Below are 18,575 nucleotides of genomic sequence, written 5' to 3' on the forward strand. Positions count from 1 at the left end.
TTTTGCGAGTAAAATCGAAAATGTTTTAAGTTTCTCCAGTTACTCATTGTGAGGTGCTGTCCTTGGATCCAGAGACCATAATATCTGCCGCTTTGAGGGAGCCAACAGAGGAGCTTCTTACGCCAGACAACCTGAGAAAGCTTATCGAGACAGGTGTCCCACTAAATCACTACATTGGGTTCGAGATTTCTGGCTTTGTCCACCTGGGGACAGGCCTCATCTCGATGCAGAAGGTTGCAGACCTGCAGAGCGTGGGCGTCAAGACTAGAATTTTCCTGGCGGATTACCACAGCTGGATAAACAAAAAGCTGGGTGGTGACCTAAGCGTTATTAGGCGTGTTGCGGGGGGATACTTCAAGGAAGCTCTTAGGGTGTCTTTGAAGATTGCAGGCGGAGACCCCGACAAGACTGAGTTTATTTTGGGCTCGGAGCTTTATGAGAAGCTTGGCGTAGACTACTTTACTAACGTGTTGAGGGTTTCAATGGAGACTACACTTTCGAGGATAAGGAGGTCTGTAACTATTCTCGGCAGGAGCGAGTCCGAGGCACTCAGCTTCGCCCAGCTACTCTACGTGCCTATGCAGGTTGCAGACATATTCAGCATGAACGTTAATATTCCTCAGGGAGGCATGGACCAAAGAAAAGCCCACGTAATCGCGATAGAGGTTGGAGAGAAAGTCTTCGGCTACAAGCCCGTAGCGCTCCACCACAAGCTTTTACCGGGTCTCCAGATGACAAAGGAGGACTGGGAGAAGCTTTCAGCGGCAAAGTCCAACGCAGAGGAATTTAGAGACTTGCTTGCCAATATCAAGATGTCGAAGTCTAAGCCCGAGACAGCCATATTTATTCACGATTCCGAGGAGGAGATAAAGAGAAAAATTAGGAGCGCTTTCTGCCCACCTGGAGAGACAGAGTTTAACCCTGTCTTAGAACTGGCCCGGCTAATTATATTCCGGGATAGACGCGAGCCCCTAGAAATAGTGAACAAGAAGACCGGGGAGAAAAAGACTTTTGAGAACTATTCACAGCTAGAAGAAGCCTACAAGCGAAAAGAAGTACATCCTCTCGACCTAAAGGAGACAGTCGCAGAAGAACTTGCCAAACTCCTGAAGCCTGCACGTAAAACTTTCCTTGAGGGCCCAGGCCGTTCATTTCTAGAAGAGCTACGGGAACTAAAAATCACAAGGTAACGGCAACATATAGGGAATGTAAAAAATTCTATGTTGCTGGAGAAAATGTTTAAATCCTTAGGGGAGACCGGAGAAGAAAAGATGGTTGCAATGCTTGGCGTCGAGGACTTAAAAAAGTATCTGGATTCAATTGGGATAAGATACATGATTGTAGAGGTTCCCGAGGCCGCTACCTCTGGCCAGGCCTCTAGAAGCCTGGGTATAGGACTTGAGAGGATTGCAAAGACCGTGGTCTTTAAGAGTGATTCGGGCGAAACATTGCTGGTAGTGGTACGGGCTGACAAGAAGGTTGACCAGGGCAGGCTTGCCAAGATGCTGGGTTACAAGAAGCTCAGGCTGGCAACCTTTGAAGAGGTCGTCGAGGATACTGGGTATCCTCCGGGAGGAGTTCCTCCCGTTGGGCATAAGAAAAAGCTGACTGTGTATGTTGATTCAAAGCTTCTTGGGGGAGATTTTTATTTTGTTGGAGGCGGAGACGATAAACACCTTCTCGAAGTTTCCCTGAGAGAAATTGCTGAAAGAGGTTTTGCCTTGCCTTTAGATGTACCAGTTAAAAGCGAAAACAATGCTTGATGTTCGCTAATAGAGAGTACCTCTTTAAAAAGCAGAACGAATATCCGGCTAACTTGTTTCTTCTACGTCCATTTCTGCAATTATGTCTGCACCTGTCCCAACTACGTTCCTTAGGATAACGTCTCCCCTTCGAACAGGTGCCTTGACTGTTAGGCCTTTAAGCTGATTTATTACTTCCTTTATCTTTTCTTTGGGAACCGGCTCTGATGTCCTAACTGGCAACCTTGGATACCTGCCCCCAATTATCCTTACAGTGGAACATACTGTCCGCTTAGGGTTGGTTATTTCTTCTTTTGCATATTCTAATCCTAGGCGGCAACCATAGCCTTCAATGCTTTTAATTGTATCTTCCTCAATGAGGACACTTATCACACAGCTTCTTGGGCACCGTACACAAATGACCTTATTCAACATCTAGAACCACCTCACCATCTTTTTCTCCAATTCTATCCCTTGGTAGTACAATTCTTTCTAAAAGTGATGGGCGAACATATGGGCGTCTAGTATAGTAGACCTCCAGGTCTCCTAGCTTTAATGAGATTTTAGCGTTGGCCTCTTCTACAGATGGTCGGAAAAATAAAGTCAAGTCTCGTCCTTGGAGCCACTCTATGCGGTGTGGGATGTATAGCCTTACTTTTCGGCCTGGACGTATAGGGAGGGGTTTTTCCCTTTTAGGCTCATTGTTTAGAAACTTTGAGACACCTTCTGCTGCGATGAATGCTGTCTCAACAGCGTCATCTACATAATCAAAGGGTGTTAATAGGTTGCCTACTGCGAAGACTCCTTTTAACGTTGTCTCGAAATACTCGTTCACCACGGGTCCTCTAGTTCTTGGATCTATATCGGCTCCAAGCTCCTCCAGCTTTGAGGCGTTCGGTACAAGGCCTACCGAAAAGACTACCGAGTCGCATGGATAGAACTCTTCTGTACCTTTTATCGGTCGCCAGTTTTCGTCTACCTTTACAAGTATCGCGCCTTTTACTTTTTCTTTGCCTACTATCTCTTTCACTATGGTTCTCGGTCTAAATTGTATGCCAAAGTCCAAGATGCATTGTTGTACGTTTCTGGGAAGCCCTACAAACCATGGCTCGGGAAAGACGACTAGAAGATCCTCGACTCCTTCCAGGTAGAGGTGGCGGGCTACAATCATTCCTACATCTCCTCCTCCGACTATAAGGACTCTTTTTCCAGGCAATACACCATAGAGATTGACAAGCCGCTGAACCATTCCGGCTGTATATACGCCTGCAGGCCTTGTCCCGCCTAAAAGTATCTCGAAGGGGGTTCGCTCTCTGCATCCAGTGGCATAAACAATTGCCTTGCTGATGAATTTGATTACTTCCTTTGGGCTTACCGCTTCTAGGATCCAGTGCCCATCTCTTCTCTCTACACTTGTGACGTGTGTCTGGAGGAAGGTGTCTGTGCCTAGTCCTCTAACCTTCTCGATGAAGTTGCCGGCAAATTCTGGGCCTGAGAGTGCTTTTCCAAAGAGTTTTGTGCCGAACCCGTCATGGATGCACTGGATAAGGATGCCGCCGAGCTCGTCTCCGGACTCTACTAGAGCTACATCGTAGCCGAGTTCTGCAAGTTTAGCTGTTGCCGCTAGACCAGACGGCCCTCCACCTACGACTACGACGTCTTTTCTAATCTCCTTCATTCACTCTCACCTCTAACGTAGCCATTAAACAGCGGGGCCTCCTCCTTTAGAACCTGTGAAAGCGGGACGCCAAGCTCGCGAGAAATTATCATTGCTATCTTAATTGTACATCTCCCGCCCTGGCATTCTCCCATCCCTGCACGTGTCCTTCTCTTGACTGCGTCTAGTGTCCGTGCACCTCTCTTGACCGCTTCAACAATTTCTGCCTCTGTAACTAGCTCACATTCGCATACAACATGCCCCCATCTTGGATCCTTCTTTATCAATTCCTCTATGTCGCTAGGCTTCATGTCCCTCAATGAGGGTATCGGCTCCCTGTACGGGTCAAATTCGGGCTTTTCCTGTAGTTCTAGACCCATCTCTGCGAGCTTCTCTATAGCATATTCGGCTATTGCCGGCGCGGAGGCTAGTCCTGGGGACTGTATACCAGCTACATGAAGAAGATTGGGAACCCACTTGGCTGGTCTAATGACAAAGTCTTCGGTGAAGGTTGCGGCTCTTACTCCCGCGAAATACCTAATCAACTTTTGTTTGGGAAACTCGCTCAGAATGGTTGAGTACTTGGTGAGTATCAGTTGTACTTCTTCCGGGTCCACGGAGACGTCTTCCTTGTCTGGAACCTCGACAGCCGTTGGTCCCCATATAACGTTCCCATTCGGGGTGGGGTTGATGCCTCCTCCCTTTGTTCTCGGGTGCTGTGGCAAAACTATCTCTGCGAGGCAGTGCCTTACGTAGGAGCCTGTAGTCTTGTGGAATAGTACTATTACTCCTCTTCTCGGGTGAATAGTGTACTCAGGGCTCCCGGCCATTTCGGCTATTTCGTCTGCGTATAGACCAGCAGCATTCACAATGTATCGACACAAAAATGTTCCACGGTTTGTAACTACGCCTGTTACCCTCTCTCCATCTTTTAGGAAGCCCACAACCTCAGTATTCGTGAAGATTTCTACACCATTCTTTGCGGCGTTCTCTGCTAGGGCTACGGCAACCTCATACGGCTCAACTATGCCTGTCCATGGAACATATACAGCCGCCAATGTGTCGCGAGCCGCGTACGGTTCAAGCTCGAATATTTTTGAGCCTCTGACAACCTTGACTCCTGGAACCCCATTTAGCCATGCCTTTAGGACTACAACGTATGGGAGGACGTATTTCAGTATAAGTGTATAGAGTAGGCCAGGAAAATACTTCCTGTATTTTTCTAGGGTTCTCGGGGTTATAAGCCAGACGCTACCAACCATTTTGTACTTGAAGTTTAGTTCTCGTGCCCATTGTTCATACATTCTACAGCCTTTGACATTCAGCCTCCTCTTCAAAGTGTTGCGGGGAGCCTCTATGCCTGAATGAATCATCCCGTTGTTTGCCTTTGTTGTTCCCGTGGCGATGTCTGTAGATTTTTCTAGGATAGCCACTTTAAGCTTGTACCTAGAAAGCTCGCGGGCAATTGCCGTCCCAGTCACGCCGCCACCTATAATCAATACATCATAGCTTCCCACAGTCTTGTCCTTGTTTTCTTCAAAGATCTTTCTCCGCCTCTCCTCTTTTTCCCTTATCTTCTCTTCTGGAAAACCTTTCCAGACAACCTTGTTTACTACCCCCTCTACTCCCTTTATCTTCCCCACTTCAAGCCCTATCTCTACCCACTCATCATATGTATCCACTTGTCCATAGAGAAAAACTACTCCATCCTTTATGGTGAATGAAAGATCTCTGCCACGATACTTCTCTAGCACTTTTTTGACCTTGCCCTCCAGACCCATAACAACCACCTTTCAGTGTGTACTCATAGAACTCAGAAGTAAATCATAGACAACCTTTCCTCCTCTATTTTTAGCCTCTGGACACAAGTAGAGGACATCTTTCTTCATAGAGAGCTTTACACATTCCTCATTGATTGATGTGAGCGCTACCCCAAGTTTCTCGAGGGCATCTAACAATTCGTCTTTGTACTTCCTTAAGAGACAGGGTATATGGACGGGCCCCGCGTAGCTGACTTTGACTCCTAGAGCTGGGAGTTTAAGGATTAATGGATTTATGTTCAAAGTGTGCGCAGTCTCTGGAGATACTGCCAGAGCTAGTTCTGCTTTTGCGAGTCTCTTTTTTATCTTTTTTACGCTTTTTTCATCTATTGGGCCCCCATGGGTATAACGGTTCTTAATTCCTCTTATGACTAGTAGACCTGTGCCAAGTTTATCCGAAAGAATACTCGCTAGCTCTGCGTCTATATCTTGGTCCGCTACAAGGATTATTCCTCCAGGCTTATAGCTTACCTCTTCGAGTACAACGGGCTCTTTGTTGAATGTGTCTGGAAGTGGGAATTCGACGGGACACTCGTATACACAGAGCCAGCACTTGAGGCATTTTTCTCGGGCGAGGTTCGGGAATCTTGCATAGCCGAGGGGGCTGAGAACCATGTTTCCCGTATTGACAAATGTTGGGCAGGACGCTAGGCATATTCCGGGACAATAAATGCAGGGGTTTTTCACCTTGTGTATGGGGAGCACTAGGAAACGTGCAACGAGGCCCGGAGTGAGTTTAATAGCCTTTAGGGTGGTAAGGCTTACCAAAAAACTTCACCCAAGCCACTTGCCTGGGTTGCAGAGCTTTTTCGGGTCCCAGGCCTCCTTTATTTTCTTGAGATATGTCAGGCTTTCGCCGATTTCTTCACCCACCCACTTTGACCTAAGCAGGCCCACGCCGTGGTGGTGGCTAATTGTTGCTCCGTTTTCCAGGAGGACTTGTACTGCTCTTTCCCACATTTTCCAGTATACTTCTTCTCTTGCATCGTAGGTGAGTGTAAAGTATATGCATGCACCAGTAGTGTAGAAGTGTGATGCATGGGCTAGAACAGCGTAGACACCTGGAACGGCTTTTACTTCTTTCTTAAACTTCTCGTAGACTCTTGGTAAATTGCTCCAGAGGGCAGATGTCTCTATCGTCTCAAACCACAGGTCTAGTGGAACAACTAGTTTCTTTAGCTCTGATATCACGTCAAACCTATTTTTCAGCCATTTTTCGACGTATTCTTCTCCGACATCTATCCCTCCATGTCTTTCGACAACCTTTTGTGCAACTGTAACCTTGGCTTTCAATAGTTCGTCTACATTCTCCTCAAAAATTAAGTGAAGAATATCTCTGGCATCATGGAACCTTGCTGCAGAGTCGTCCCGATCATATATACGTGCAACAGCGGGAACCACTCCTTTAAGCATAAGTTCACGCATGGCTTCGAGGGCATGGAGAAACGAGGGAAAAGCGTAAGCCCTCTTCCACTGATACTCTGGTAGAGGATAAACCTTCAATGCAACCTTTGTAATTATTCCTAGTTGCCCCTCGCTGCCTATAAAGAGCCTCTTTAAGTCGGGTCCCGTCGCGGCTCTCGGGACGAAGTTCCTCCGGAACGGGATTATTTTGCCTTCAGGCGTCACTGCTTCTAGATCTAGAACCATTTCCTCTATGCCGCCGTACTTCGTGCTAAACTGTCCTGTACTCATAGTGGCAACTAGTCCCCCTATAGCGGCTTCTGGATAGCTTTGGGGAACATGCCTTAACGTATATTTCCGCTCGTTCAGGTATTCTTCGAGCCTTCTAAGCAACACGCCGGACTCGACTGTGACAACCGCGTCTTTCTCAGAGAATGAGAGAATCTTGTTCATTCTCTTGACGTCTATCACTACACAGCCTTCACAGATGGTTCCACCAATTACGCCTGAACCACCGGCATATGGAACAAATGGGACCCCATACTCATTAAGCAACCTTACTATCTCTGTAACTTCCTCTGTCGACTCGGGCCAGACTACAGCTAGGGGTCTAGGTAGCTCTTCTCCCTTCGTCTCCTTTAACAAGGCAAGTGGCCAGTAGTCCCTACTGTAAAGCATCAATACTTCTTCATTGGTTGCCACTTTTTCTCCAAGCTTTTCTTTCAACTTCTCTAAAACTTCCCTCCTAACAGTGGATTTTTCTCCCATTTTACCAACACCTCTAAAACCTCTCTAAAGCTTTCAAATATTCTTTCTCGAGAAACATCATCTATTTCAGGTTTAAAAACTCGAGAGGGAGATGGGCTATTTTTGAGCTCTTTAAGAGAAATTTTCCCATCAGAATACAGGAGAAGTTTCAGGGCACCCATAATCGTGGCCTCTATGCTAACAGGCCTTGCAACCTCCATTCCCGTTGCATTAGCTAGGGTCTGTAAAAACACGTTAGACTGGGAATAACCACCACTCGCCCATAATGGCTGAACAGGCTTTCCACAAGTCTCCATGATCGTCCTCAGGAGATAGGCAATATATAGCGATACGCCCCATGCCAGTCCAAGCAATACGTCCGCCCTCGACACGCTCGGGTCAAGCCCTAACATGACTCCCCTTAGCTCAGGCGCCTCCGGCACACGTAGCCCGCCAAAGAATGGTAAGAGAATGGATTTCAGCTTACCATTAGAGGCAAGTTGCTCCATTTCTTCGTATGTAGAATAGAAGCCTGCGTTTCTCAGCCAGTCAACAGCGATTCCACTCGTCCTCAAAAATCCCTCAACACCGTAGTACCTTTTGCCCTCTATCCCGGCAATTATCACTGGAACTAATCCTTGCTTCGGCATAGTAAAGCCACTTGCAGACTGCTCTACAAAGCTCCCAGTGCCATGTACACTCCCCACTCTTCCAGGATCTAAAAGTCCATGGAAGACAGATGCCGACTGCTGATCAGCTATTGAGACTTTTATCTCCAAGCCTTCAAATGCTCCGAAATCCTCAACAGAATCTACTATTTCTGGATATGACTTTGGGAGCCCGAGGATGGAGGAAACAATGTCTACCGCCTCGAGGTTTTTCGGGTGAACGAGCCCCGTAAGTGTCGAGTTAGTAACATCGGAGACGTATCTGCCGGTCAGAGAGTATAACAGAAAGGAATCTAGGGTCCAGACATATGCTTCCCGAGAAAGAACTTTTTCCCTGACGCCCTCAACATTGTCATAGAGCCAACGCATTAGGATGGCAGGTGTATCAGGCCTAATTATTCGGCTCATAGAAGAACTTAGAGCGGAAAATGCCTTTAGCCATGAGGGGAGCCTGTCAATTACTTCTTTTCCTCGCCCATCTATCCACGTCAAAATATTTGAAATGGGAGACCCGTTTCTATTCCAAGCGACCACTGAAGCCCTATACGTTGTTAGGGCAAGTTTCCTTGCGCCTAGAGATTTTGCTTTTCTTGCATAGCCTTTAACAACTTCCGCCATTAACTGGCTGTCTTGTTCTATTCTCCCAGTCTGTAGGGTCTTGTATCCAATGCTTGTTTTTTCGAAATGTATCTTGTTTAAGCTTGCGTCGAAGACCGCTAGCTTTACACCAGTTGTTCCCACATCTATAACACTATACATCTAAGGCGCCTCTTATACAAAACAATAGGCATTGTTTGCATGAGGTAGATAACTAGGGTTAGGGTAGGAGGAGCCGAGAACATTAGCCTTCATAGCCTTTAAACTGCGGGAGATCAACATACCTGTCAACTAAATGATATATAAAGAATACTTATATTTTATGCTCAATCTTTTTAGTAAGCAATTGATGGTACACAATCCCTAGACCAGTACGGAGGTATCCAATGCAAAACATACTGCAAGTTTGGGATAAACCTACATGTAAACCACAAGAGTAATATACTTCCCATGCAAAATATTACCGTGGTACTAGGTGCGTAGAATTAGCCTTACTCTTCCCGATGAGGTTTATAATGCATTGGAGGAGCTGGCCGAAAAGATGAGAATAGATAACAGGTCGCGTCTCATAGCAGACATAATAATGGCCCATTCGGTGTCCGTGTTAGAGGAGGAGAAAAAATATGCGGGCTCTATCGTAATTCTCTACGACCATTCTAGGGGTGAGACTGTCTACGCGGTTACGGATCTCCAACATGATTTTCCCGAAGTTCATGCTTCTCTTCATATGCATCTAGGTGAAGACCTCTGCGTTGAGATTTTAGCTGTAAAGGGAGAGGGTAAAAGGTTAAGGAGTCTCCTTGCTAAACTGAGAGAGGTAAGTGGCGTCATCACAGTACAGTATACAGTTGTGCCGATCCAATAACGCTGTCTCGAGGAAAACATCATGAAAAGAAAAGTGGGCTTCTAGATTAGGCAGTGGGCTAGCCCAGCACTATAGATGCATTCGTTGCATCCAACCTCGTTTCCGTAGCAGTCGTACTCGTTTACGCGGATGTACCAGCAGTCTCTCGTAGCGAATTGGCAATCCCCACACCAGGGAACGTTTTTTGAAAGGTTCTTCCTTGTCTCACGAAACCACTTGAAACTTGATGAGCTCCACACATCGCTCAGAGACTGTTTTTCCACGTTGCCAAAAACGAGCTTCTTGATGGTTTTAGGGTGGAGGTTTGTGTATAGTGGATGTGTATAGGCTAGATCCATGCATGGAACCACGTCTCCGTTCCAGAGTATCATTGCATAGTTTAGGTCTATGTAGGGGCATGACCTTTTGTTTGCATCTGCATAGACGTTTGGAAGCTTTACCTCTAGTCCATACTCTTTTGCTATGCTTGCGGCTTTCTCAATATACATCTCCACCTCGCTGAGTAACTCTTTTCTTTGAACCGCGTCCCTTGAAATATCTACGTTGAGAGAGTAGCCAGAACTCCCAAGCTTGTCGACGAGCTGGAGGTATAGCTGTTTTTTCCCACTCGAAGTAAGGGTATAGTGTTGGAGCATAACGTCGTAAATCGCTTCCTTTGCAAGCTCTTCAAGGTCGCCAGCGTGTTTCTCATAGAACTCGACTGCCTGCCTGCTTGCAGTCGTATAAACGGTTTCCTTCATCATTGCCTCGGTGTAGGGGACAAGATGGGAGACGGCGAGGAAGTCTAGGCCAAGCTCTCCAGCCTTCCTGGCGATGTCTGGAAGCAACTTATAGTTCCACTTCATCAGTACAACTGTTATGCCCAGCCTTACATCATAGTCATCCTTTATTTTAGCCGCACTTGTAAGGTTTCCGAGAACGTCGTAGGTAGCTGTTCCTACACGTATCTTGGAAAGTAGTCCCAGCTCTGGGGCGTCGATAGAGAAGGCGATCTCATCTATCCCGGCACCGAAGACTTTTTCTGTCATTTCGCGGGTCATGAGGGTTCCGTTCGTAACTGTAAGTATGTAGGTGGAGTCTGAAGCTTCTCTGGCGTAGCGAACCATGTCTGGGAATCTTGGATGTGTTAGTGGCTCGCCGAAGCCGTAGAGTGCTAGGCGCCTTAGGCTACCCTGTGTCTCATCTATTATTTTTTGGTAGAGGCCAAAATCCATTTGTCCGAATTTTTCTCCTCTCCAGGTATTCCTGACACACATTACACACGCAAGGTTGCACTTGTTGGTCGGCTCGATTTGGAGCCCTTCGGGAAGACTCATAAAGGTCTAAGGGCTTAAGCGGATGCAATATTTATTTTTTGCCACCGGAATATAATAGGAAAAAGCTATAGAAATATTAATTTAGGGAGACATGGTTGTGGGATTTAATGCTCCTCAAGGATGTGCTCAAGGATCTCGTAACTAAACTTGGAGAAGAAGAATCCTTAGACAAAGTACTTGTGGTTGCTACTGGTTCCCCTGAAGTGATACACTTCTTATTGGAAACCCTTCCCGAAGAAACATATGTTATCATTACGAGAGGACAAGGTTTCTCGATGCTCGGATATTCCTGGAGGGCTGAAAGGCTAATATATGGTTACCTTTTTCCCTTCCGTAACGAGGCATTCAGTGTCATTATCTGTTTTGCTTGGGATACAAGCATCTCTGGAGACAGTTTTCCATTCAGCGATGTATGCAAGTTGGCTAGAAGAAATGGCTACATAATCTGTGGAACCTGGACTCCGGGCTCATTTATAGGTTCAAAGAACAGTGAACTATATGCTAAGCAATTAGAGGATATTAGGAAAAATTTGCCCGAGAGGTTCTCATGCGTAGATGTGAGGATTACACGTGAGTATATCCTCGTAACCTGTAAATGTATCCCTCCTTAATATTTATGTGTTTAAAGTTAAGAGAGTGCATGCATTAAGCAGGTCTACATTCTAGAGGAAAAAACTACGTTCAGTAACTTTGTTGTCAGGCATATAACGGCCTAAGTTAAAGCAAATAGAAAAGGAAAATCAGAGACATTCAATAGATAGCCTCTATCCGGTAGGTATATAATGATGTAATTCAATAACAACATGGTGATGTAGTTGAGCAGATATGCATCAATTTCCGTGCTGAGGGAGGTAAAAGAGTTACTCGAGAGGGAAAAAGGCAACAAGGATTGGAGCAACTTCCTACTGGAGTTGTATATGGAGGCTAAATCAAGCAAGTCGCGGTCGGCTTTTGAGAAGCTACGACGATTACTCACTGAGGAGGATCTCAACAACATAGAGAAGTCTAGCAAGGAGTTTAGAGAGGGGTTTGAGCTGAGATGAAAAGGCTGATCGACACCAGTGTGCTCGTGGACAACTTGAAGACAGGAGTATTCGAGGAGGGAGTGCTCTCAGTTATCACGCTTATCGAGGTTCTACGCGGGGTTCCTGAGGAGAAGAGGGAAAGCGTGAAGTCGCTACTTGAAGAGAGCTACGGAATGTTGAACCTCGACAACCGCACGATTCTAGCCTACTGCAAGCTATACTCCAAGCTGAGGAGGAAGGGCGAACTTGTGCCTGATGCTGACCTGCTACTAGCGGCTACAGCTATAGCCCATGATCTCGTGCTCGTAACGAAGGATCGCCACTTTGAACGTTTAGAGAAGTATGGTTTACGCGTGGAACTACGAGAATGAAACTTACACAGTAAAAACTGCATGCCTTGTCTCCATACTGAATTATCTTACCTCCCGTCTCAAATACTCCTCAGCGTCTAATAGCTGTTGCTCCTAGATTAAAACAACACTATTGCATATAACACGCCCCTTTTCTCATATCAAGATATACCTTCTAGATTTACGTGTGTGAATACCATTATTATAGTAAGGAGAGAGCATGTTCTAACGCTCACTGTTATCAAGTGTGCTAGTCGGCATCCAGCTCTAGCTCAGCGTCGTCGGGGCTATAGATGCCTTTAGCACTATTGAATAGTTTCTCCCAGAAGCTCTCCTTGCTCAGAATAATCTTATCCTCCTCCAGGCTCACTCTAAGAATATCGTCTTCCTCTATACCCAATGCTTCTCTAATATTCTTAGGTATTACAATAACCCCTCTTTTTCTAACGATGACTATCTCCGGCTTATTTTTCATTGGTGTTAGCTTAGCCATTGAATATTTATGATTTCAGTCGAACCGCTTCACTATTAGGAGCCCTAGATGTGTCGGGACAACGTGGTAGCTAAGTTGTTCCTGTTGTTCTAGAAATTTTCTCGTGTCGCTGTCGAGTCCTGGTATTAGCGCGTTGTGGAATATTCCTATGCCTATTTTGCTTAGCTTTCTAGGTAGGAAACTGAGAACCTGTTTGTATTGGTTTTTCTCGATGTCTACAAAGACCAGGTCGAGGGAGGGCTCGATCTTATCTAGGAATTCTACAGCATCTCCGTTTACTGTCCTGACTTCGATGAATGATTTTTCTGAGAGGATATTCTTCCTTATCTTTTCTATGTTGTCTTCCAAGACCTTGTATCTCGCCGGGTTCTTTTCGACTGCATAAATGTAAACCTTGTCATTATGCTCGAAGTTGAACACGCCGTGAATTATCCATAGGGTAGAATAGCCTATTCCGGCCCCCGCGTCTACAAATATTTTGCCTCCCAGGGTTCTAACGTAGTATGCCAACGCAGATAAGACAGCTCCGTCTTCCCGATTAATTAAGGGGATCCCGTATCGTTTTGAAAGTTTTTCTAAGAGAAGTAATTCCTCTGAGAGACTGTCAAAAGAACTCGGAAGGTCTTTTCCCTGCATGAAACATCTACCCCCTATGGTTTATTGCTGGCTATAGGGTTTAATAGTTCTGCGTCTGCCTGAAACACGTTCCTTCTTTACGGGAGAGAATATCTTTATTAGTTTGTACTAGAGGTAAAACACTGTGACACTTGTATCCTTTGACGTGTGGGGTACACTGCTCTACATAGACCCTTATTACAGGGCGGCGGCCGAGGCTCTAGGCAAGCTTAGAGGCTTAAGCTTTGAGGAGGCTTACGGCTTTATAAAGCGTGGCTACGAGGAGGTAAAGAGGGCACGGAAGCTTGGGCTCATAGACGACGAGAGCATCGTTGACAGCTCGATAGGGATAGCTCTTTCAGTAGGCTCGCTACAAATTTCCAGGTACGACATATTTTCTGCTTTTGCGATTGCCGTGAACAAGGTTAGAGGAGAAGAACTACTGATCCAAGGCAGTATCGAGACCCTTGAGAGGCTGGAGAATGACGGCTTTACACTTGCAGTGACAAGCAATGTTATCTACTGGCCTGGCTACGTTACCAGGATACTAGTGGACAAGGCGGGACTGTCAAAGTTCTTCAAGGTACAAGTTTACGCGGACGAGGTACGCTGCCTAAAGCCCGGGCAACGCATATTTAGGGAGGTTTTAACACTTACTGGGAGCAGGCCCTCTGAGGCATATCATGTCGGCGACAGCCCAGCCGAGGACCTTGCGGGTGCAGTTGCCAGCGGACTTGGAGGAATACTCATAGACAGCAACCAGCAAGACCCATACGTAAACAGGCCTCTCAGGATAGCTATCGTTAAAAGTATAGCAGATGTCCCTAAAGCCATAAGCATGCTTTCATAAACTACGTCTGCAGTGCTACGCTAGAAGCTCCACCTAGTTTTTTAAATTCCACGCTTCACTGAAATTGCGTACATGGAAAATGAGCATCGTCAAAGTTGATAGGAGGGGTAGAATAACCTTGCCAAAAAAGCTAAGAGAATCTTTAGGCATTGGAGAAAAAGTCCTTATAGTGAATATGGGAGACCATCTTCAAATAATTCCACCCTCTCGGATCCATTTGAAGCGCTTGAGGGTACCCTTAGCATTAACAAGTCATTTAAAGAGCTGAGAAAACAGGCTGAATTGGTTGCCGAAAAGGAAGCAACCGTAGAGTTGAGTTAAATGCCACGAATAGAAAACGATGCGTGCGCCCAGATTACAATTCAAGAATAATCATTTCAAAATCGTCTCAAATTTCACTTTCCCCGAACTTTCTATTTTCCTTCTTTGATCCACTCTCTATACAGGTCGAGTCTAAGAAGTTTATCGATGGGTATTTTTTCCCTGGCTTGGCTTACTTCTGTTGGGTCTATGTCTACTAGGAGGCTTCTCTCTGCTTCGCCGAGGTCGACCAAGATGTGTCCCATCGGTGTTGCGACGAGGCTGTGGCCGGCAAAGTGGTCCCCGGTCTGGTCTACGGCTACGAGGAAGCTTACATTTTCATGTGCCCTAGCGGATGTGAGCGATTTCCACTGGTCCACCTTGTGGGGGCCCTTGTACCACGCTGAGGGGACTATGAAGAGGTTTGTTCCTCTTAGCATCATTGCCCTGAAGAGTTCTGGGAACCTTAAGTCGAAGCAGACTGCTAGACCTATCGTGAAGCCTTTAAGAGGTGCAGTGGCAACCTCGTTTCCCCTCGCGAAGACGTTTGATTCCCTGTAGCCGTATGCATCGAAGAGGTGGATTTTCCTGTAGACTGCACTGACTTTTCCGTTTACCGCTAGGACTGCTGCGTTACTAACCCCATTGTTGTCCTTTAGGTACATGCTGAATACAACTCCTACCCCGTATTCTTCGCTCTTTGAGAGAATCTTTGAGGCGAATTCCCCTTCAAGTGGTTCTCCGAAGCTGTAGACAAGCTCCCTAGTCACGTTACCGTCCTTTGTACCCATTAGGTATTCTGGGAAAACGTGGAGATCCGCGTCAAACGAGTCTATCTTTTCCAGTACTTTTCTCAAGTTTTCCTCCTTGTTTCCAAAAACAACTAGTTGATGGAGAGCTACACGCATCATGAATAGATAATTCTATTGATTTCTGGATAAATTTTGCGATAAAGCCAAGACTTGCACCGGATACCAAATCTCAAGTATATGTTTAAAAGCCAGAAAGAAGAGAACAAAAATATATTGATGCGGTGGTCTATATCCTTGTGCTGACGAAGAGACGAGCTGAAAAGTGATGAGGACTACCTGCTACTGAGCCCGCTACAGATTTATATCTTTGCACAGGTATTTTTCCTATGGATATCCGTGCAGAGCTTCCCGGAAAAATCGTCGTTAAGCCGGGGGCAAAGGACTCACTTCCCGAGATCATAGAGTCTCTGGGATGCACGAACATCGTCGTGGTTACTGATAGGAATCTGTGGTCAATGCTCGGAAGAGAGCTTGAGAACATTTTTGGCGGGAGAGGAATAGCTTTTTCCACTGTTTTCGCTGAGGCTGCCGACGGTAACAGTGTTGAAGCCGCTAAGAGTATCATTGAGAGTAGTAATGCCTGCCTCGTTCTTGGCGTTGGTGGCGGGAGGCCAATAGACGTGGCTAAGTATGCCGCGTTTCTCAGCAAGAGGTTCTTTGTGAGCTTTCCGACTGCTATTAGCCATGACGGGTTTGCAAGCCCAATTGTTGCCTTGAAGGACCCGCAGGGGAATCCCCTATCCATATTTACACGTCCCCCCACGGCTGTAGTCGTCGACACGGACATCGTAGCCAAGGCTCCTAGGCGCCTCTTGGCGAGCGGCGTGGGAGACATCATTGGAAAAGTGACAAGCGTTGCTGATGCAAGGCTAGCCATGAGGCTTGCAGGCGAGGAGATACCAGAGATCTCACTTGTGATGGCGGAGTCTGCGGCACGTATTGTGCTAAGCGAGATAGACGAGATAGCAAGGTGGAGCACGAGGGGCATAGAGCTCCTTGTTCAGGCAGGCCTGCTTGCAGGAATGGCTATGTCCATCGCTGGGAGTAGTAGGCCGTGCAGTGGGAGTGAGCATCTCTTCAGTCATGCCCTTGACAAGTTTGTCCCAGAAAGAAAGAGTCTACACGGCGAGCAGGTCGGGGTTGGAACCATTATTATGGCGTATCTGCATGGGCTAGAATGGAGGGAGATACGGGAGGCTCTACTAAAGGTCGGCGCCCCGACAAGTGCCAGCGAGCTTGGGGTGTCCCGAGAAAAGCTAGTTGAATGTGTTTTGAGGGCTGGAGAGCTCAGGAAAAGATTTACGATTCTTGACGCTGTTCGGCTGAACGAGGAGCTTGTCTTGAAGATATTAAGAGAGACAAAGATTGTTTATTGATTTCAGCAGTTTTTCCTTTGAGGATCTAGCATTAAATATTTATGTTTTTCTTTCATCACAGTAGTTGATTTCCAGAAAAATCGAAATCTGGCGAGCAAAATGAATCGTGCAACTCTGGTTTTGAAGGGTCTCCACAATGCAGACCCTAAGACGGTATACAAATCATTGATGCGGTTTATTGCAAGCAATCACCCTGCAGACCTAGTTATCTACTTGTGTGATGAGGGAGGAATCGAAATGTTGGGAAAACTGGCCTATTTTATAGGCAACAACTTCTCGATAGGTCTTGAAATCTATTTGGGTTGCCCTAAGTCGCAGGTAACAGGCTACGAATTATTAGATTTTGGTAAAAACTCTGGTCTCTAAGGGTGGAAGAGGAATGTTCGAGGTAGTTTTAACAACGGACAGAACAATGATGACCGACCATCACGGCAAAGAATTTATCGGTTTCATGGCTACGGGTCCAGCTATAGGAGTACCAGAGCAGTTGTGGCTATGGGCTTGTTGTCCCAAGCCAAAGGTTGACAAGCTAGGTAGGCCCTTAATTGCACCGTATGGTCTTCGAAAAATAGAGGCCAAGCTACAGGACGAGGGCTACAACGCGGCCATAGTTGACCCAGACCACCTAGGCAAGCATCTGGACACAATGAAGGTATTGCTGTTGAGTCATCACGACTACTTTGCCTACGGCCCGCCGAGTAGCGAGTGGTGGCTTATAACAGGCCTGGAGCCTGTTAACAGGAGAAGCTTCATAAAACTTATGGAATCTCCCGTTGTTAGAGAAGCCAAGAAAAGGGGCGTAAAAATTATTGCCGGGGGTCCAGCGGCTTGGCAGTGGCTGTGGGAGCTTGGTTCGTGGGAGAAGTGGGGGATAGACACAGTTGTGGATGGTGAGGGTGAAAGGGTTGTAGTCGATCTTGTGGAAAAGGCTCTTAGGGGCGAAGAGCTACCAAAATATGTATATGTATCTCCCCGAGAAGCCCCAAGTATCGAGGAGATACCAACAATTAAAGGTGCAAGTGTTAATGGCCTTGTCGAGATAATGCGTGGCTGTCCAAGAGGATGCAGGTTCTGTAGCGTGACGCTCAGACCGCTTAGATTTATTCCCATAGAAAAGATTCTCCAAGAAATAGAAGTTAACCTGAGAGCTGGCATTAAAAATGTTGTGCTTCACAGCGAGGACGTTTTGCTGTATATGGCTGACGGGGTGAAACCACGCCCAGAGCCCTTAATCAAGCTGCATCAAGAGGTTTTAAAAAAGATTCCCGGGACGATTGCTTGGGCGCATGCGAGTCTTTCGGCCATAAAGTATTCTGAGGAAAACTATAAGCTAATCTCGACGCTCATGGAAATGATTTCAGAAAAACAGGAGATGCTGGGCGTAGAAGTGGGAATAGAGACTGGAAGCGTCAACCTTGCTAAAAAGATTATGCCCGCAAAGGCTCTCCCATACAGGGCCGAGGAGTGGCCCGAAGTGGTAAAAGACGCCTTCGCAATCATGCATGACAACCATGTGGTTCCCGCGGCTACTCTCATCCTTGGTTTGCCGGAAGAAACTCCTGACGACGTCTTGAAGACTGCCGAGCTCATCGACGACTTGAAGAGCTATAGAAGTCTCATTGTTCCAATGCTTTTTGTCCCCATGGGCGCCTTGAAGAACATGGAGAAGTTTAGGCGTGAATCTCTCACCCGTGAACACATCGAGGTTATGAAGGCATGCCTACGTCATGACTTGTACTGGGCTAGGGACATTATTGCAAAGTTTTATTTCAAGGGGCTACGCTATGCCCCCCTAAGGTTTTTCCTGCAAACATTTATATCATACGTCGAGCGTAAAACCGCCAACCTAGATGCACTCATAGAGGATTTCCTCAAGGAAAAAACAGAAAAGAAAACAGCCGCTACACCGCTCCAAAAAGTAGCGGGGGTTTAGTCGCA

Annotated in this window: 21 protein-coding genes; 11 read left to right on the plus strand and 10 right to left on the minus strand. The window is 46.5% G+C overall.

Annotated elements, in window-relative coordinates; translation table 11 throughout:
• Positions 1-62 precede the first annotated feature (62 nt).
• The gene (locus QXT17_RS03465) at positions 63-1,190 is read left to right on the plus strand and encodes a tyrosine--tRNA ligase (protein WP_052885692.1); all 1,128 of its coding nucleotides are present in this window, start codon (positions 63-65) and stop codon (positions 1,188-1,190) included.
• Between the two features lie 45 nt (positions 1,191-1,235).
• Entirely contained in the window at positions 1,236-1,763 is a 528-nt protein-coding gene (locus QXT17_RS03470; protein WP_187147008.1) for a YbaK/EbsC family protein, read from the plus strand.
• A 48-nt stretch (positions 1,764-1,811) separates the two neighbouring features.
• Here the strand turns inward: QXT17_RS03470 and QXT17_RS03475 are convergent, their stop codons facing one another.
• From QXT17_RS03475 to QXT17_RS03500, 6 genes are read right to left on the minus strand one after another with little or no spacing between them, the layout of a single operon-like run.
• A complete protein-coding gene (locus tag QXT17_RS03475) occupies positions 1,812-2,177 on the minus strand; it encodes a DUF1667 domain-containing protein (RefSeq protein ID WP_052885555.1) in 366 nt (121 codons plus the stop codon).
• On the minus strand, positions 2,167-3,420 hold the full coding sequence (locus QXT17_RS03480; RefSeq protein WP_020963127.1) for an NAD(P)/FAD-dependent oxidoreductase: 1,254 nt from the start codon (positions 3,418-3,420) through the stop codon (positions 2,167-2,169). Before QXT17_RS03480 ends, QXT17_RS03475 begins: the two co-directional genes overlap by 11 nt.
• Entirely contained in the window at positions 3,417-5,180 is a 1,764-nt protein-coding gene (locus QXT17_RS03485; protein WP_342814442.1) for an FAD-dependent oxidoreductase, read from the minus strand. Before QXT17_RS03485 ends, QXT17_RS03480 begins: the two co-directional genes overlap by 4 nt.
• 12 nt (positions 5,181-5,192) lie before the next feature.
• Positions 5,193-5,987, minus strand: a complete 795-nt coding sequence (locus QXT17_RS03490; protein ID WP_148684569.1) for a hypothetical protein — start codon at positions 5,985-5,987, stop codon at positions 5,193-5,195.
• Between the two features lie 6 nt (positions 5,988-5,993).
• The gene (locus QXT17_RS03495; RefSeq protein WP_342783646.1) at positions 5,994-7,391 is read right to left on the minus strand and encodes an FAD-binding oxidoreductase; all 1,398 of its coding nucleotides are present in this window, start codon (positions 7,389-7,391) and stop codon (positions 5,994-5,996) included.
• The gene (locus QXT17_RS03500; protein ID WP_342783647.1) at positions 7,355-8,797 is read right to left on the minus strand and encodes an FGGY-family carbohydrate kinase; all 1,443 of its coding nucleotides are present in this window, start codon (positions 8,795-8,797) and stop codon (positions 7,355-7,357) included. The genes QXT17_RS03495 and QXT17_RS03500 overlap by 37 nt, the downstream gene beginning before the upstream one ends.
• 313 nt (positions 8,798-9,110) lie before the next feature.
• Here QXT17_RS03500 and QXT17_RS03505 point away from each other — a divergent pair, with 313 nt between their 5' ends.
• On the plus strand, positions 9,111-9,500 hold the full coding sequence (locus QXT17_RS03505; protein WP_020963122.1) for a CopG family ribbon-helix-helix protein: 390 nt from the start codon (positions 9,111-9,113) through the stop codon (positions 9,498-9,500).
• 41 nt (positions 9,501-9,541) lie between these two features.
• On the opposite strand, the gene QXT17_RS03510 is transcribed toward QXT17_RS03505, so the two are convergent.
• Positions 9,542-10,816, minus strand: coding sequence for an SPASM domain-containing protein (locus QXT17_RS03510; protein WP_052886643.1), 1,275 nt, complete (start codon positions 10,814-10,816; stop codon positions 9,542-9,544).
• Positions 10,817-10,923: 107 nt separating this feature from the next.
• Between QXT17_RS03510 and QXT17_RS03515 the strand changes: the two genes are divergently transcribed.
• The 3 genes from QXT17_RS03515 to QXT17_RS03525 all read left to right on the plus strand — a co-directional run bounded on the left by QXT17_RS03515 (position 10,924) and on the right by QXT17_RS03525 (position 12,212).
• On the plus strand, positions 10,924-11,427 hold the full coding sequence (locus QXT17_RS03515; RefSeq protein WP_052886642.1) for a hypothetical protein: 504 nt from the start codon (positions 10,924-10,926) through the stop codon (positions 11,425-11,427).
• 204 nt (positions 11,428-11,631) lie between these two features.
• Positions 11,632-11,859, plus strand: a complete 228-nt coding sequence (locus QXT17_RS03520) for an antitoxin VapB family protein (RefSeq protein ID WP_020963119.1) — start codon at positions 11,632-11,634, stop codon at positions 11,857-11,859.
• On the plus strand, positions 11,856-12,212 hold the full coding sequence (locus QXT17_RS03525) for a type II toxin-antitoxin system VapC family toxin (RefSeq protein WP_052886641.1): 357 nt from the start codon (positions 11,856-11,858) through the stop codon (positions 12,210-12,212). The genes QXT17_RS03520 and QXT17_RS03525 overlap by 4 nt, the downstream gene beginning before the upstream one ends.
• Positions 12,213-12,441: 229 nt before the next feature.
• Here QXT17_RS03525 and QXT17_RS03530 read toward each other — a convergent pair whose 3' ends face one another.
• The gene (locus QXT17_RS03530; protein ID WP_187148181.1) at positions 12,442-12,666 is read right to left on the minus strand and encodes an AbrB/MazE/SpoVT family DNA-binding domain-containing protein; all 225 of its coding nucleotides are present in this window, start codon (positions 12,664-12,666) and stop codon (positions 12,442-12,444) included.
• 33 nt (positions 12,667-12,699) lie between these two features.
• Positions 12,700-13,320: a class I SAM-dependent methyltransferase gene (locus tag QXT17_RS03535; RefSeq protein ID WP_342814440.1), complete on the minus strand. Its 621-nt coding sequence runs from the start codon at positions 13,318-13,320 to the stop codon at positions 12,700-12,702.
• Between the two features lie 124 nt (positions 13,321-13,444).
• On the opposite strand from QXT17_RS03535, the gene QXT17_RS03540 reads away from it, so the two are divergent.
• Positions 13,445-14,149, plus strand: a complete 705-nt coding sequence (locus QXT17_RS03540; protein WP_052886638.1) for an HAD family hydrolase — start codon at positions 13,445-13,447, stop codon at positions 14,147-14,149.
• A 79-nt stretch (positions 14,150-14,228) separates the two neighbouring features.
• Positions 14,229-14,417 carry a division/cell wall cluster transcriptional repressor MraZ gene (locus QXT17_RS10055; RefSeq protein ID WP_052886637.1) on the plus strand — a complete coding sequence of 63 codons (189 nt, stop codon included), beginning with the start codon at positions 14,229-14,231 and terminating at the stop codon, positions 14,415-14,417.
• A 145-nt stretch (positions 14,418-14,562) separates the two neighbouring features.
• Here QXT17_RS10055 and QXT17_RS03545 read toward each other — a convergent pair whose 3' ends face one another.
• The gene (locus tag QXT17_RS03545; RefSeq protein WP_052886636.1) at positions 14,563-15,360 is read right to left on the minus strand and encodes a carbon-nitrogen hydrolase family protein; all 798 of its coding nucleotides are present in this window, start codon (positions 15,358-15,360) and stop codon (positions 14,563-14,565) included.
• Between the two features lie 227 nt (positions 15,361-15,587).
• Here QXT17_RS03545 and QXT17_RS03550 point away from each other — a divergent pair, with 227 nt between their 5' ends.
• The 3 genes from QXT17_RS03550 to QXT17_RS03560 all read left to right on the plus strand — a co-directional run bounded on the left by QXT17_RS03550 (position 15,588) and on the right by QXT17_RS03560 (position 18,570).
• Positions 15,588-16,637: an iron-containing alcohol dehydrogenase gene (locus tag QXT17_RS03550; protein ID WP_052886635.1), complete on the plus strand. Its 1,050-nt coding sequence runs from the start codon at positions 15,588-15,590 to the stop codon at positions 16,635-16,637.
• Between the two features lie 99 nt (positions 16,638-16,736).
• Positions 16,737-17,003: a hypothetical protein gene (locus tag QXT17_RS03555; protein ID WP_052886634.1), complete on the plus strand. Its 267-nt coding sequence runs from the start codon at positions 16,737-16,739 to the stop codon at positions 17,001-17,003.
• Positions 17,004-17,016: 13 nt separating this feature from the next.
• On the plus strand, positions 17,017-18,570 hold the full coding sequence (locus QXT17_RS03560) for a radical SAM protein (RefSeq protein WP_052887325.1): 1,554 nt from the start codon (positions 17,017-17,019) through the stop codon (positions 18,568-18,570).
• Positions 18,571-18,575 lie beyond the last annotated feature (5 nt).

Origin of the sequence: Thermofilum sp. (assembly GCF_038871435.1) — an archaeon.
Classification (GTDB): Archaea; Thermoproteota; Thermoprotei; order Thermofilales; family Thermofilaceae; genus Thermofilum; species Thermofilum adornatum.